A 13,968-nucleotide genomic window follows, 5' to 3' on the forward strand; every position below is an offset into this window, starting at 1 on the left:
GTGGATCTGGTGTGAGCGCGCGACACGACGCCGTGCGGATCATCGAGGCGAAGAGGGACGGGCGGGAGCTCGACGACGACGAGATCGACTGGATCGTCGACGGGTTCACCCGCGGGGTCGTCGCGCCCGAGCAGATGTCCGCGCTCGCGATGGCGATCTACTTCCGTGGGATGACCGAGCGGGAGATCTCCCGGTGGACCACGGCGATGGTGGGCTCCGGAACCCGGATGGACCTGTCCGGCCTGACCCGCGGCGGCAGGGTGGTGCCCACCGTCGACAAGCACTCCACCGGCGGCGTGGGCGACGCGATCACCCTCGTCCTGACACCGCTGTTGGCGACGTGGGAGGTGGCGGTGCCACAACTGTCGGGCCGGGGGCTCGGCCACACCGGCGGCACGCTCGACAAACTCGAGTCGATCCCCGGGTGGCGCGCGGACCTCGACGCCGACGAGATGCGGGCCGTCCTGACGCGGACCGGGGCCGTGATCTGCGCCGCCGGGGCGGACCTCGCCCCCGCCGACCGGGCCCTCTACGCGCTGCGGGACGTCACCGGCACCGTCCCGTCCATCCCGATGATCGCGGCGTCCATCATGAGCAAGAAGATCGCCGAGGGCACCGGTGCGCTGGTGCTGGACGTGAAGTTCGGTTCCGGCGCGTTCCTGGCCGACCCCGCCGACGCCGCCGAGTTGGCGCGGGTGATGGTCGGGATCGGCGCCGCCGCCGGTGTGCGGACCAGCGCCCTGGTGACCGCCAACCACACGCCCCTCGGTCGCGCCGTGGGCAACGCGCTCGAGGTGGCCGAGGCGCGGGAGATCCTCGCCGGCGGGGGGCCGGCCGACATGGTCGACCTGACCTGCGCGCTGGCGCTCGAGGCGCTCGCCGCGGTGGGGATCCCGGACGCCGACCCGCGTGCCCGGCTGGCGGACGGGCGGGCCATGGACTCCTACCGGGCGATGATCTCCGCGCAGGGCGGGGACCCGGACGCGGTCCTACCGCGGGCGGCGCACGTCGAGGAGGTGCGGGCCCCGGCGTCGGGTCCGATCAGGTGGGACGCGCTCGGGGTCGGTCGCGCGTCGTGGTTGTCCGGGGCGGGGCGTACCCGCCCCGGCGAGGCGGTCGACCCGGGCGCGGGCGTGATGCTGCACCGCGTCGAGGGCGAACACGTCCGCGTCGGCGAGGTGGTGGCCACCGTCCACGCGGGCGACACCGCACGGTTGCCGGCCGCACTCGACGAGGTGGCGGCCGCGTTCGGGACGGGCCCGGATCGCGGTCCTGCCGGCGTGGTGACCGAGCGACTGCGCGGCTGGTGACCGTCCGGGAACGGACGCCGGGGGCGACGCATCCCCGGATCAGGCGAGGTCGGGCGTGGTGACAAGCTTCTCGACGTCGTCGACCAGGTCACGCCACTCGGACGCCTCGTCGTCGTACGGTGCGGTCGGCTCGAGCAGCTTGGCGTCGTCGGGGTTGAGGACGTAGTGCAGGTAGCGCCGTAGCGCCGACCCGCGCCCGGTCACCGACGCCTCGAGTTCGGCGTCGCCGACGTAGTTGGCCAGGTCGGTGACGAACTCGACCGCCAGGCCGAGCTGGTCGGAGTCCACCATCTCCGGCCCGACCTCGATGTCGCGGTCGAGCCCGGCCAGGACGTACACGTTGTCGTCTGTGACGTGCACGTCCAGGCTGCCGTCGGTCGCGGCGATCTTGACGCGCTCGTAGGTGGCCACCCGGCTCAGGGTGTCGTCGTCGTTGTCGGCCAGGTAGCGGGACAGGCCGCGCGCACTGGTGAAGACGTACGCCTGGTCACCGTCGCCGAGGAACACCGGCCGGTCACCCAGGTAGCAGCGCAGACTCAGGTACTCCTGGTCGGCGAACACGATCCTGACGGGGTCGATCCCCACGCTCTCCCAGAGCGAGCCCTCCGGGTACCCGGTCGGGGCGGGCTCGGGCTCCGGCTCCGGCTCGGGGAGCGCGGCCTCGGCGGTCTCCAGGTCGTGGCGCGCACGCTCGACCTCGGCGCGGTCGATCTCCGGGGTGGTCATGACGTCCTGGATGGCGTCGAGGACGTCGTCCCAGCCCTTGGCGACCGTCTTGCGGATGGATTTCCACAGCTTGAGCCCGTCGCGGCCGTAGAACTCGTCCATGCCGTGCGTGACGGACGCGAGCACCGGGTTGCCGTTGAAGAACTTGGTGACGGTGTCCAGTTCGCACACCTCGCCGATCGAGCGGGCGATCGCGAAGGACTGATCGATCTCGTCGACCGACGACTCGGTCGGATCGTCCCCGAGGAGCTCGAGGACGCCGACGAGGTCGTAGCAGTTCTCCTCCGCGGCGCGGAAGGCGAGCACGTCCGATCCGGCGAACTCCTCCCACGAGGGGTGGTCCTGCAGATCGTGCTCCGCGCCGCTGCGGACCAGGGCGAGGAGTTCGGCCGTCGAGTCGAAGGCGTAGAGGTCCTCGTCCAGCCCGAGGAACGCCTCCCAGTCGTCGTTGTCCTCCCGCCAGCTGGGTGCCCAGAGGGTCGTGACGTCTCCCTCCGGGAGACCGAGCTCGATCGGGACGATGTCCTTGGCCATGCCGGTCAGCATATCCACGGCTCGTCAGGCGGTGCCACGGCCCGCCGGGGCGGGGTCGGTGTGATGACGGGCGGCGTTCTCGGCTGCCCGCCTCCGACCGCTCACGGCGAGGGCCACCGAGCCCGAGACCAGCTCCGCGCGACGGGTGTTGGCCTGCTCCACGGCAGCCGACGTGGCCTCGAGGATCGACGCCGCGACCACCTCGGACCCGTGCCTGCGCAACCCGGGCGCCAGCACGAGGTCCACCACGCTCCCGCCGGAGTCCGCGGTCGCGGTGGCGAGTCGGTCCCGGCTGGTCGTCGAAATGCGCAGGGTCTCCAGCTGGTCGTGTGCCGACTCCCACTCGGTCGCGATCCCGCGCAGACGATCGAGGAACGCCTCGACGTCCAGTCCTCCGGCGCTCACCTGACAGACCCGCCCGGCTCGTCGTCCCAGTCCCGCTCGTCCCAGTCCCGCTCGTCCCAGTCGTCGGCGGCGAGGCGTTCCAGCAGATCGCGGGCGTCGCCGGCGGCCGCGGTGAGGCTGCGCAGGACCGCGCGCGCCACCTCCGCGGGCGTGCGGTCGAGGAGGGCTTCCGGAAGGGCCAGGCCCACCGGGACGCCGTCGGTGCCGACCTCGGCGACCACCCCGGTCATCGGGTCGGTGTGCCGGCAGCTGTCGGGTGCCATCAGCCGGTCGGACGGTAGAAGCCGTGGAACGACATGCCGATATTGTCGGTGCGGAGCCCGGACACCGCTACAGGGTCCCCGGCCTCCACGATCTGACCGTTGCCGATGTACATGGCGACGTGGCCGTCCCACACGAGCAGGTCACCGGGCAGGACGTCCTGCGGGGACACCTGGACACCCACGCCCTGTTCCTGGGCCAGGCGGGGGATCTCCACACCGGCGTCCCCGTACGCCCACTGCGTCAGGCCACTGCAGTCCAGCCCCTGGCCGGGAGAGGTGCCGCCCCACACGTACGGCACACCCTGCTGACTGAGCGCGTTGCGGACAGCGCCGGCGGCCTGCTCGTTGGGGGCGGTGACGACCGAGCCGTCGGGCAGGGTCACCTCGGTTCCGCCGCCGATCACCCCGGACCCGGCGTCACCGAACCCCGCCGTCCCGGGCACGGACCCGGACCCGGCGGCGGACTCCGCCGCGACACCCGACGAGCCACTGTCGAACGAACCGCCGTCAAACGAGCCGCCGCCCGCGCCGCCCGCGCCGCCGCCCGCAAGGAAAGCCGCGCCGCCCGCGCCGTCCGCGCCGCCGCCCGCAGCCAAGACCGCGCCGCCCGCGTCGCCGCCCGCAGCGAAGACCGCGTCCGGACCGGACTCGGTGTAGGCGACCATGGTGGCGTCGATCGCGCCGCCGGTGCCGGAACCGGCCCCGACCGTGCCCGGCATGCGGGGGGCCGGGGGGATACCGGCGGCGATGGCCCGCATCTCCGCGGTCGGCACCCTCAGCTCGGTCTGGACCCGCTCGGCCACCTGGATCCCACGCGCGAGGTGCTCGGCGGCCAGCCCGAGGAGGCCGGCCTGTCCCGGCGGGGTGAGGAGGGCCGGCCCCATGGCGGCCGCACGGGCGAGGAACTGCTGCACGATCCCTATCACCTCGACAGTCCCCCGGACCACGATCTCAGCGGCCACGGCGGTGACCCGCGCGATCTCCGCGGCGGACTCGCCGAGCGCGCCCATCGTCCGGCCGACCTCGGCGATCGAGTGCGCGGCCCCCAGGGAGGCCAGGGAGTCCCACGACTCCGACAGCAGACGTTCCAGCGGCGGGCCGAGTTGCTGCGCGGCCTCGAGTCCGTCACTGACCGGCCGCATGATGTCCTGCGCCTCGGCGGGGACGAACTCCTCCGCGGACAGCAGATCGAGGATCTGTTTGATGGGGCCGGCGTAGGCCAGCGCGTCGGCGATCACCGGATCACACCCACTTCCCGGTGAGATCGGCGCCGGCGGCGCCGGCGGCGCCGGCGGCACCGGCGGCACCGGCGGCGCCGATCGCCGCAGCGCCGGCGGCGTCGGACTCGTCGAAGAGCCTGGCCGTCTCCAACACGAGCTCCCCGGCGGCGTCGGTGACCCGCGTGAGCCCGGCCAACACCTCGCGGTGCCGCGCGGTCGCCGCCATGAGCGCGGACATGAAGTCGGCGCCCACGGGCCCGACCACGGGCGTCACCGCCTCGATCGGCAGCCCGTCCACCGCCTCGAGCGCACCCCCCAGCGTGTCGGCCAGGGTGGTCAGCCCCGCTCCCAGTTCGCGTAAACCGTCGACATGGACGTCGATCGCCCCGTCCGTCATGTCCTGCGTCCCCTCGTCGTTCTCTCTTGTCCCGTCACAGGGTTCGACGCGTCGAGAAGACGATCCGGTTCCAGCCGGTCCGGGATTTCCTCCGTATGGAATCCTGACGGGCATGGACATCACCGTCGTGGATCACCCGCTGGTCGGGGACCGGCTCCGTACGCTGCGCGACTCCGCCACCGACACGGCCGGGTTCCGCGCCGCGATGGACGCCCTCGGCACCATGCTCTGCTACGAGGCCTTCCGGTCGGTACCGACCACCGAGGTCACCGTGAGCACCCCGATCACGGACACGACCGCGGTCGCGGTGGACGGCGTGCCGCTCGTGGTGCCGGTGCTGCGGGCGGGCCTGGGCCTGTTGGATCCGGCCACTCGTCTGATGCCGGGCGCGCAGGTCGGGTTCATCGGCCTCGCGCGCGACGAGGAGAGCCACCAGCCGGTGTCGTACCTGTGCTCGCTGCCCGAGGACCTGGCCGGACGTCACGTCGTGGTCCTGGACCCGATGCTCGCGACGGGCGGATCGCTGGTGTCGACGCTGGAGACGCTCGCGGCGCGCGGCGCGACCGGGGTCACCGTGGTGTGCGTCCTGTGTGCGCCGGAGGGGATCGAGGCGGTGCGCGCCTCCGGGCTGGCCGCGACCCTGGTCACCGCGACGATCGACGAGCGCCTCGACGAGAACGCCTTCATCGTCCCCGGCCTCGGCGACGCGGGCGACCGCCTCTTCGGCCCCCGCTAACCGGCAACCGCCAACCGCCCACCGGCAAGCGCTGAGCGCTAGCCGCCCACCGCGCCTGCGACCGCATCACCGAGCCGCGCGAGCCGGCGTGCGGCGTCGCGGCGGTCCGACGCGGAGGGCCCGGGCGGGGTCCACGCCTCGACGTACGTCTTGAGCAGCGGCTCCGTGCCCGAGGGCCGCACCACCGCGCGCGCACCATCCGAGTCCACGCGGATGCCGGCGGTCCCCTCCAGCGGTCGGACCTCGCCGACGGTGGTGAGAAGCCCGGCCGCCCGCCTCAGCGCCGCCGCCGGGTCCGCGTCGTCCGCCAGGGGCAGCGACACGTTGCGCCGGAGGTGCGCCCCGAACTCCGTGGCCAGTGCGTCGAGTCGCGCGCCGACCGTCGGTCCGCCTGATCCGACCATCGCGCACCACACCGCGGCCGCCGAGACCCCGTCCTTGTCGGCCACGACGTCCGGCAGGACACAGTGCCCGATGGCCTCCTCGTAGGCGTACCGCAGCGGCTCGCCGGCCCGCACGAGCCACTTGAACCCGGTCAGCGTCTCCACGTGCCGACCGCCGCGCGCCGGGACCAACAGCGACGGCACCCGCGAGGAGACGATCGTCGACGCGACGACCGGCACACCGAGCTCGTCGCCCGCGGCCGACCCCGGAAGCGGCGCGCGCAGCAGATGGTCGGCGAGCACCGCGCCCGTCTCGTCGCCGTCGAGCATCCGCCACCGCCCGTCCGGGTCGGCGAACCCCACGGCGCACCGGTCGGCGTCCGGGTCGAGCGCGATCGCGACGTCGGCATCGATCCGCGCCGCTAACGCCAGCAGCCGCGCGGTCGTCCCGGGCCGTTCGGGGTTCGGCGAGGCGACGGTGGGGAAGTCCGGGTCCGGGTCCGCCTGCTCGGCCACCAGCGTCACGTCGAGCACGCCGATCCCGGCCAGGACGCGGCGGCAGAGATCGCCTCCGACCCCGTGGACGGGGGTCAGTACCACGCGGGGCGGCCGGGCGGGCCGTGGCAGTGCCGTGACGACGGAGGCCACGTAGTCGTCGACGAGCACGGGGTCCACCCGCACCGATCCGGGTACGGCCGTGGGAACGGCGACCCCCTCCCGCGCTGCGGCGTGCAGGTGCCGCTCGATCCGGGAGTCGGTCGGCGGCACGATCTGCGCGCCGCCGCGTCCGTAGACCTTGATGCCGTTGTCGCTCGCGGGGTTGTGGGAGGCGGTCACGACGAGCCCGGCCACCGCGCCGCGCGCGCGGACCGCCGCGGCCACCACCGGGGTGGGGACGGGCGCGCCGGGGACGACGACGACGAGGTCGTGCGCCGCCAGCACCGCAGCCACCACGTCGACGAATCGGGCCGACCCGTGCCGGGCGTCCCCGCCCACGATGACCGTCGACCCGGCTGGTTCATGTTCCCGCAGGTACCGGGCGACGGCGGTGGCCACGAGGGTGACCGTCTCGTCGTTCATCCGGCCGGGCCCCGGCCCCAGGGGAGCGCGGACGCCCGCGGTGCCGAAGGTCAGCGGTGCGGGATCGGGAACGGGCGCGGTCACGGGTGTGCCCCTCAGCAGCGGGCGACGGCGGGGACGAGGGCGCGCAGGGCCCCGGTGAGGCGGGCGGATCCGGCGGCTCCGGCGGCGAGCACCTCCGAATGGTCCAGCGGCTGCCCGGTGACGCCGGCGGCGAGGTTGGTCACGAGCGACACCGCGACCACGTCGAGGCCCAGCCCGCGGGCGGTGATGGTCTCGGGCACCGTCGACATGCCCACGAGGTCGGCGCCGAGGGTGCGGAGCATGTTGATCTCGGCCGGGGTCTCGTACTGGGGGCCGGGCATGGCGGCGTAGACGCCCTCGGAGGGGCGGCCCACGTCCACCGCGGCCATCGCGTCGGCGGCCGCCGCGCGCAGGCGTGGGGAGTAGGCGTCGACCATGTCCACGAACAGCGGCCCGGTGAGCGGCGAGCGAGCGGTGAGGTTGAGGTGGTCGCGGATGAGGACGAGGTCACCGACGGCGAGGTCGTCCCGCAGCCCGCCGGCGGCGTTGGTGAGCACGAGCGCCCGCGCTCCGGCGGCGGCCGCGACGTGGGCGGGGTGCACGACGGGTCCGGTACCCCGGCCCTCGTAGAGGTGGGTGCGCCCGGCCACGGACAGCAGCGGCACCCCGTCGACGAGGCAACTGGTGACGGTCCCGCGGTGCCCGGCGACCGCGGGGGTGGCGAACCCGGGGAGGTCGGCGGAGGCGATGGTCACGGCGGAGCCCGGGTCGGCGAGTCCGGTCACGACCTCGGACCAGCCCGACCCCAGGACCAGGGCCACGTCGTGGTGCCCGCGGCCACTCAGGTCGGCGATCCGGGCGGCGGCCGCGCGGGCCTCGTCGGTGGGCGTCAGCAGGGGCGCCATCCGCGTCAGGCGCCGGGGCCGACGTTGCGCGACGGGCGGGTGCGCAATTCGTGCACGTACTTCTCGGGGGCCCCCGCGCACTCGGCGGCGTCCGCGAGCAGGCCGAGGTAGCGCGCGGACGGCAGACCTCCCTCGAAGGCGTCCATCACGTACAGCCATGCGAGCACGGTGTCGTCGGTGCCGGCCGGGGCGATGTCCACGGCGAACTCGGACTCCTGCGCGTCGACCGGGGGACCGTCGGGCACGGTGGGCCGGCGCGTGATGCGGACCCGGATCTTGCGGGCGGGCATCCGGTCCGTGCCCTCCCAGCGGTCGAGGGCGCGGACGTCCTCGTCGGGGACGTCGTAGAGCACCACGAACACCCTGGAGTCCGGGTCCTCGACGACGGTGGCGACGGCGCCCTCCCACGTGGGGTCGTCCCCGGCGAAGGTCAGGCGCCAGCCCTCGAGCCAGCCCGTCCCCGCGAAGGGCGAGTGCGGCGCGCGGGTGTTCATCTGATCGGGATACATGTTCGTCCCGTACGCGGCGTAGAGAGGCACGCCCACAACCCTAGCCCCTTCGGCGGTGGCGGCCAGATGTCCCGGCGTCCCCGATCGAGGCGTTCGACTACCGTGTACGGCGGACGTGACGCGATCCGCCACAGCGGGCTGCGGCGCCCGGCCCTTACCCCTGTGAGCCGTGGAGGACATGTGACGCAACGCATCATCATCATCGGCGGCGGCCCCGCCGGCTACGAGGCCGCGCTGGTCGCGGCCCAGTACGGTGCGGACGTCACGATCGTCGACTCCGACGGCATCGGCGGCAACTGTGTCCTGAGTGACTGCGTGCCGTCCAAGACGTTCATCGCCACCACCGGCGTGCGCACGGACATGCGCCGGGCCGAGGAGATGGGCGTCCAGGCGCACTTCGATCCCACCGCCTACAAGCTGGGTCAGGTCAACGGCCGGGTCAAGTCCCTGGCGCGCGCCCAGTCCGCGGACATCCGGTCGCAACTCCAGCGCGAGGGCGTGCGGCTGCTGTCCGGACGGGCCCGTCTGCACGACTCCCAGCCCGGCATGGCCTCCCACCGGGTGGCCGTGACGTTCGATGACGGCCAGGAGAAGATCTTCGACGCCGACGTGGTCCTGGTGGCCACCGGGTCCAGCCCCCGCGTGATCTCGGGCGCGGAGCCCGACGGCGAGCGGATCCTCAACTGGCGTCAGCTCTACGACCTCACCGTGCTCCCGACGCACCTCGTGGTGGTGGGATCGGGTGTGACCGGTGCCGAGTTCGTCTCGGCGTTCACGGAGATGGGTGTCAAGGTCACCATGGTCTCCAGCCGCGACCGTGTGCTGCCGCACGAGGACGCCGACGCCGCCCTGGTGCTGGAGGAGGCGCTCAGTGAGCGGGGCGTCTCGCTGGTCAAGCACGCGCGCGCCGACGCGGTCGAGCACTTCCAGGACGGCATCATCGTCCGCCTCGGGGACGGTCGCACGGTCAAGGGGTCCCACGCCCTCATCTGCGTCGGTTCCGTGCCCAACACCGAGGGCCTCGGACTGGAGAGCGCCGGTGTCGAGTTGCAGCGCAGCGGCCACATCAAGGTCGACCGCGTCTCGCGTACCACCGCGCCGGGCATCTACGCCGGCGGCGACTGCACCGACTTGTTCCCGCTCGCCTCCGTGGCCGCCATGCAGGGGCGCATCGCGATGTACCACGCGCTGGGCGAGGGCGTCAGCCCCATCAAGCTCAAGACCGTGGCCTCGGCGGTGTTCACCCGGCCGGAGATCGCCACCGTCGGCATCTCGCACGCGCAGATCGAGAGCGGCGAGGTGCCGGCGCGCGTGGAGGTCATGCCGCTGGCCGGCAACCCCCGGGCCAAGATGCGCAGCCTGCGCCGCGGGTTCGTCAAGCTCTTCTGTCGCCCGGCGTCGGGCGTGGTGGTCGGCGGCGTGGTCGTCGCCCCCACCGCCTCCGAGCTCATCCTGCCGATCTCGGTGGCGGTGCGGAACCAGCTCACGGTGGGCGATCTCGCGGGCTCGTTCTCGGTCTACCCGTCGATGACGGGCACGATCACCGAGGCGGCGCGCCAGCTCATGCGCCACGACGACCTCGACTGACAGGCATCCGGCGCCCCGGCATCCGGTGCGATGGAGACGATGTCGCGTGCCCTGCGCACTGTCCGGAAGGGTCGTTCAGGTTAGGCTAAGCTCCGTCGACGTCGACGACACGGCGTCGGGAACCGCTAAGGAGCCACAATGAAGCTGCGTCGTGTTGCAGCCCTGGCCGCCGCCGGATCCCTCGTACTCGGGCTGGCGGCCTGCACCTCGGACTCCGACGAATCGGACGCACTGGTGCTCTACTCCGGTCGCAGCGAGAGCCTCGTGGCCCCGCTGATCGAGCAGATCTCGGACTCCACCGGGGTGGACATCGAGGTGCGGTACGCCTCCACCCCGGAGATGGCGGCGCAGATCGCGGAGGAGGGGGAGGCCAGCCCCGCGGACGTGTTCTTCTCACAGGACGCCGGGGCCCTCGGTGCCCTCGACAACGCGGGCCTGCTGCAGCAGCTCGACGAGTCCGTGACAGAGGCCGTCCCCGCGGAATACCGCGCGGCGGACGGCACCTGGGTCGCGACCAGCCTGCGGGCGCGCGTCCTGATCTACGACTCCCGGACACTGGACGAGGCCGAGGTGCCCGACACCATCGACGCGGTCCTGGCCCCCGAGTGGAAGGGGCGCGTGGGCTACGCGCCCACCAACGCGTCGTTCCAGTCCTTCGTCACGGCGCTGCGGGTGGACCGGGGCGACGAGGCCGCCGAGCAGTGGCTGCGGGACTTCCTCGCCAACGACCCGCAGACCTTCGAGAACAACAACGCGCTCCTGCAGGCCGTCGACGCGGGCGCCGTCGAACTCGGTCTGACCAACCACTACTACTGGTACAACTCGGCCGCGGAGAAGGGTGCGGAGAACATGCGCGCCCGCGTGAAGTACATGGCGCAGGGCGATCCGGGTGCGCTGGTCAACGTGGCGGGCGTCGCGATCCTCGCCTCCACGGACCGCCCCGACGACGCCCGCCGCGTCGTCGAGGCGTTCCTGGCCGAGCCGGCCCAGACGTATTTCGTCGAGGAGACAAGCGAGTACCCCGTGGTCCCGGGGATCGCCACGGACGCGGCCGGCCTCCCTCCGCTGGACACGCTCGGCGGCCCGGACATCGACCTCGGTCAGCTGGACGGTCTCGAGCAGACGCAGGCCATGCTCGCCCGCGTCGGCATGATCTGACGGACCGGACATCGACCTGCTGACGCGACTGCGCGGCGGCCGGCCCCTCCTCGGGGCGGCCGCCGTGCTGGCGTGTGCGGCGACCCTCATCCCGCTGGTCTACCTGGTCATCCGGGCGGGCGAACGGGGCCCGGCGTCCGCCGCCGAGGTGCTCGGCTCCGGTCGGACGCTGACCCTCCTCGGCAACACCGTCGTGCTGGTCGTGTTGGTCACCACCGCCAGCGTGATCGTCGGGGTGGGGATGGCGTGGCTCGTGGTCCGCACCGACCTACCGGGGGCCCCGGTCATCGGTGCGCTCCTGTGCGTTCCGCTGGCCACGCCGTCGTATGTCCTCGGCTACCTCTGGGTGGCCGACTTCCCGGAGGTCCTCGGGTTGCCGGGGGCCGTCGCGGTGCTCACCATTTCCTGCTACCCGTACGTGTTCCTCCCCGCCTCCGCCGCCCTCCGGCGGGTGGACCCGGGGCTCGAGGAGGTCGCGCGCACCCTCGGGCACGGCACCACCCGCGCCGTGTTCGGGGTGACCTTCCGACAGATCCGACCGGCGGTCGCCGCGGGCGGACTCCTGGTGGCGCTGTACACGCTGTCCGACTTCGGGGCGGTCGCGATGCTCCGCTACGAGGCGTTCACACTGGGCATCTACCACTCCTACCGGGCGGCGTTCGACCGTGTCCCGGCGGCTGTCCTGGCGTGCGTCCTCATCGTGTTGGCCCTGGTCGTGATGGTCGGGGAGCGGCGGGCCCGACGCGGCGAGGTCGCGAGGGTCGGCGCCGGGGTCGACTCGGCGCCCACCCGGCTACCGCTGGGTCGCCTGAAGGGGCTCGCCCTCGTCGTCGTCGCCGTCATCCTCGCGGGCGGGGTGTTCGGCCCGCTCGCCGGCCTCGCCCGGTGGGTGCGCGCCGCGGCGAGCGTGGACGTCTCGTGGGCGCCGGTGTTCCAGGCCGCCGGCACCACCGCCGGGGTCTCGGCCGTGGCGGCGCTGGCCACCATCGTCCTGGCGCTGCCGATCGGGATCCTCGCGGCGCGCTCGGACGGGATCGTCGCGCGGTCCACCGAGACCATCGCCCAGGTCGGTTTCGCGCTCCCGGGCATCACGGTGGGCCTCGCGGTGGTGTTCGTGGGGATCCGGCTGGTGCCGGGGCTCTACCAGCAGACACCGATGCTGGTGTTCGCCTATGTGGTGCTGTTCCTGCCGCTCGCAGTGGGAGTGGTGCGCTCCTCGGTCAGCGCCATCCCGGTGAGCCTCGAGGACGTCTCGGCCGGCCTGGGCTCCGGGCGTCTGCGCACGTTCGCCCGGGTGGTCGCGCCACTGGCGATGCCGGGGATCCTCGCGGGCGCGAGCCTCGTGTTCCTCAGCGTGGCCAAGGAACTGCCCGCCACGTTGTTGTTGCGGCCCACGGGCACGGAGACCCTCGCCACCGCGATGTGGTCGCACACCGAGGTGGCGGCCTACTCGCAGGCGGCCCCGTACGCCGCCATGCTGGTCGTCGTGGCGGTCATCCCCGCGTTCGTGCTGAGTCGGTCGTTCGGCTGGGGCGCGGGCGGCCGACGCGACCCGGGCACGGCGACCGCGGCCCCGGGCCGGGCGAACGAGACCGAACGGAGCGCGACGTGACCTGGAAACCCAGCCCCGGCGGGGTACTCGAACTCGACTCCGTCTCGGGCGGCTACGACGGCTCCCCGGTGGTCCGCGGCGTCGCACTCCGGGTGGAGGCGGGAGAATCGGTGGCGGTCCTGGGCGCCTCCGGATCGGGGAAGACCACGATGCTGCGCATGATCGCGGGCCTGCACCCGGTGTCGTCCGGCCGGATCCTGCTGGACGGCCGCCGCATAGACCGGCTCAGTGCCCAGCGGCGCGGGATCGGGCTGGTCCCCCAGCAGGGTGCGCTGTTCCCCCACCTGGACGTGGCGCACAACGTGGGGTTCGGACTGGTGCCGCCGGGCCCCCTGGCGAGGTGGCGCGGCCGCGCCGAGCGTGCCGAGCGCGTCCGCGAGGTGCTCGACCTGGTCAGGCTGGCGGACCGGGCGGGTGACCGGCCGTCGCAGCTGTCGGGCGGTCAGCAGCAGCGGGTGGCGCTCGCGCGGGCACTCGCCCCCGGAGCCGGGCTGATCCTGCTCGACGAGCCCTTCAGCGCGCTCGACGCGGCCCTGCGCGGAGCGGTGAGAGCGGAGGTCGCGGCGTTGCTCGCCGAGGCCGGGGCCACCTCCATCCTCGTCACGCATGACCGTTCCGAGGCGATGGCGACGGCTGACCGCGTCGCGGTCCTCATCGACGGCGAGCTCGCCCAGGTCGACACCCCCGAGCGGCTTTACCACCATCCGGTCAGCCGCGGGGTCGCCGACCTCTCCGGCGAGACCGTCGCCCTGCCGGCCACCGCGACCGGCGCGACCGCGGAGACGGTCCTCGGCACCGTGCCGCTGGACTCGCCTGCCGAGGGACGGGGGACCGTCCTGTGGCGCCCCGAGAGCCTGGAGATGCGGGGAGTCGAGGCCGCCGGGCTCGATGTCGGGTACGACGACGAGGAGATCCGGGGTCACGCCGTGTGCACCGCCGTCGAGTTCGGGGGTGCCCGGACCCTGGTGCGGATGCGATTCGACGGCACCGACCAGATCTGCGCCGTGCCGGTACCCACGGGTCAGCGCGTCGGGACGGGCTCCCGACTGGCCGTGCGTCCGCTGCGGCCGGCGGTCTTCCACGCCGTCTGACACCCCGTCGACCGCACCCGCCGACCGC

At 73.4% G+C, this 13,968-nt stretch carries 14 protein-coding genes; 6 read left to right on the forward strand and 8 right to left on the reverse strand.

Going from position 1 to position 13,968, the window contains the following annotated elements; all coding sequences use genetic code 11:
- Window positions 1-11: 11 nt before the first annotated feature.
- Window positions 12-1,310, forward strand: a complete 1,299-nt coding sequence (locus tag OVA21_RS02980; RefSeq protein ID WP_268091735.1) for a thymidine phosphorylase — start codon at window positions 12-14, stop codon at window positions 1,308-1,310.
- Between the two features lie 39 nt (window positions 1,311-1,349).
- On the opposite strand, the gene OVA21_RS02985 is transcribed toward OVA21_RS02980, so the two are convergent.
- Genes OVA21_RS02985 through OVA21_RS03005 form a run of 5 tightly spaced genes read right to left on the reverse strand, consistent with a single transcriptional unit; the run spans window position 1,350 to window position 4,855 of the window.
- Entirely contained in the window at window positions 1,350-2,570 is a 1,221-nt protein-coding gene (locus tag OVA21_RS02985) for a primosomal protein (protein ID WP_182640371.1), read from the reverse strand.
- Between the two features lie 24 nt (window positions 2,571-2,594).
- Window positions 2,595-2,975: a YbaB/EbfC family nucleoid-associated protein gene (locus OVA21_RS02990; RefSeq protein WP_163376640.1), complete on the reverse strand. Its 381-nt coding sequence runs from the start codon at window positions 2,973-2,975 to the stop codon at window positions 2,595-2,597.
- Window positions 2,972-3,238: a hypothetical protein gene (locus tag OVA21_RS02995; RefSeq protein ID WP_163376641.1), complete on the reverse strand. Its 267-nt coding sequence runs from the start codon at window positions 3,236-3,238 to the stop codon at window positions 2,972-2,974. The genes OVA21_RS02990 and OVA21_RS02995 overlap by 4 nt, the downstream gene beginning before the upstream one ends.
- Complete coding sequence (locus OVA21_RS03000; RefSeq protein WP_268091736.1) at window positions 3,238-4,476, reverse strand: C40 family peptidase; 1,239 nt, start codon at window positions 4,474-4,476, stop codon at window positions 3,238-3,240. Before OVA21_RS03000 ends, OVA21_RS02995 begins: the two co-directional genes overlap by 1 nt.
- Before the next feature lie 4 nt (window positions 4,477-4,480).
- Window positions 4,481-4,855 carry a type VII secretion target gene (locus OVA21_RS03005; RefSeq protein ID WP_163376643.1) on the reverse strand — a complete coding sequence of 125 codons (375 nt, stop codon included), beginning with the start codon at window positions 4,853-4,855 and terminating at the stop codon, window positions 4,481-4,483.
- 112 nt (window positions 4,856-4,967) lie between these two features.
- Here OVA21_RS03005 and upp point away from each other — a divergent pair, with 112 nt between their 5' ends.
- Complete coding sequence (gene upp, locus OVA21_RS03010; protein WP_069388394.1) at window positions 4,968-5,591, forward strand: uracil phosphoribosyltransferase; 624 nt, start codon at window positions 4,968-4,970, stop codon at window positions 5,589-5,591.
- 38 nt (window positions 5,592-5,629) lie between these two features.
- On the opposite strand, the gene OVA21_RS03015 is transcribed toward upp, so the two are convergent.
- The 3 genes from OVA21_RS03015 to OVA21_RS03025 are packed head-to-tail and all read right to left on the reverse strand — an operon-like array spanning window position 5,630 to window position 8,522.
- Window positions 5,630-7,138, reverse strand: coding sequence for a phospho-sugar mutase (locus tag OVA21_RS03015; protein WP_268091737.1), 1,509 nt, complete (start codon window positions 7,136-7,138; stop codon window positions 5,630-5,632).
- A gap of 11 nt (window positions 7,139-7,149) precedes the next feature.
- Window positions 7,150-7,983 (reverse strand): purine-nucleoside phosphorylase, encoded by an 834-nt coding sequence (locus OVA21_RS03020; protein WP_268091739.1) that lies wholly within the window; start codon window positions 7,981-7,983, stop codon window positions 7,150-7,152.
- A 5-nt stretch (window positions 7,984-7,988) separates the two neighbouring features.
- The gene (locus OVA21_RS03025) at window positions 7,989-8,522 is read right to left on the reverse strand and encodes a gamma-glutamylcyclotransferase family protein (protein ID WP_067712430.1); all 534 of its coding nucleotides are present in this window, start codon (window positions 8,520-8,522) and stop codon (window positions 7,989-7,991) included.
- A gap of 150 nt (window positions 8,523-8,672) precedes the next feature.
- On the opposite strand from OVA21_RS03025, the gene OVA21_RS03030 reads away from it, so the two are divergent.
- The 4 genes from OVA21_RS03030 (at window position 8,673) to OVA21_RS03045 (ending at window position 13,940) form a co-directional block, all read left to right on the forward strand.
- Entirely contained in the window at window positions 8,673-10,079 is a 1,407-nt protein-coding gene (locus OVA21_RS03030; RefSeq protein ID WP_067712206.1) for an NAD(P)H-quinone dehydrogenase, read from the forward strand.
- Between the two features lie 138 nt (window positions 10,080-10,217).
- Window positions 10,218-11,237 carry an iron ABC transporter substrate-binding protein gene (locus OVA21_RS03035; protein WP_069389278.1) on the forward strand — a complete coding sequence of 340 codons (1,020 nt, stop codon included), beginning with the start codon at window positions 10,218-10,220 and terminating at the stop codon, window positions 11,235-11,237.
- Window positions 11,238-11,301: 64 nt separating this feature from the next.
- Window positions 11,302-12,849: an ABC transporter permease gene (locus OVA21_RS03040; protein ID WP_308202545.1), complete on the forward strand. Its 1,548-nt coding sequence runs from the start codon at window positions 11,302-11,304 to the stop codon at window positions 12,847-12,849.
- The gene (locus tag OVA21_RS03045; protein WP_268091741.1) at window positions 12,846-13,940 is read left to right on the forward strand and encodes an ABC transporter ATP-binding protein; all 1,095 of its coding nucleotides are present in this window, start codon (window positions 12,846-12,848) and stop codon (window positions 13,938-13,940) included. Before OVA21_RS03040 ends, OVA21_RS03045 begins: the two co-directional genes overlap by 4 nt.
- The last annotated feature ends 28 nt before the right edge of the window (window positions 13,941-13,968 follow it).

Origin of the sequence: Dietzia sp. SL131, from assembly GCF_026672565.1 — a bacterium.
In the GTDB taxonomy this organism is placed as follows: domain Bacteria; phylum Actinomycetota; class Actinomycetes; order Mycobacteriales; family Mycobacteriaceae; genus Dietzia; species Dietzia kunjamensis.

Excerpts from the sequence above, each read along its gene's own strand:
- OVA21_RS02985 (WP_182640371.1), bottom strand. The coding sequence starts at position 2,570 with ATGGCCAAGGACATCGTCCCGATCGAGCTCGGTCTCCCGGAGGGAGAC.
- OVA21_RS02995 (WP_163376641.1), bottom strand. The coding sequence starts at position 3,238 with ATGGCACCCGACAGCTGCCGGCACACCGACCCGATGACCGGGGTGGTC.
- OVA21_RS03005 (WP_163376643.1), bottom strand. The coding sequence starts at position 4,855 with ATGACGGACGGGGCGATCGACGTCCATGTCGACGGTTTACGCGAACTG.
- upp (WP_069388394.1), top strand. The coding sequence starts at position 4,968 with ATGGACATCACCGTCGTGGATCACCCGCTGGTCGGGGACCGGCTCCGT.
- OVA21_RS03020 (WP_268091739.1), bottom strand. The coding sequence starts at position 7,983 with ATGGCGCCCCTGCTGACGCCCACCGACGAGGCCCGCGCGGCCGCCGCC.
- OVA21_RS03035 (WP_069389278.1), top strand. The coding sequence starts at position 10,218 with ATGAAGCTGCGTCGTGTTGCAGCCCTGGCCGCCGCCGGATCCCTCGTA.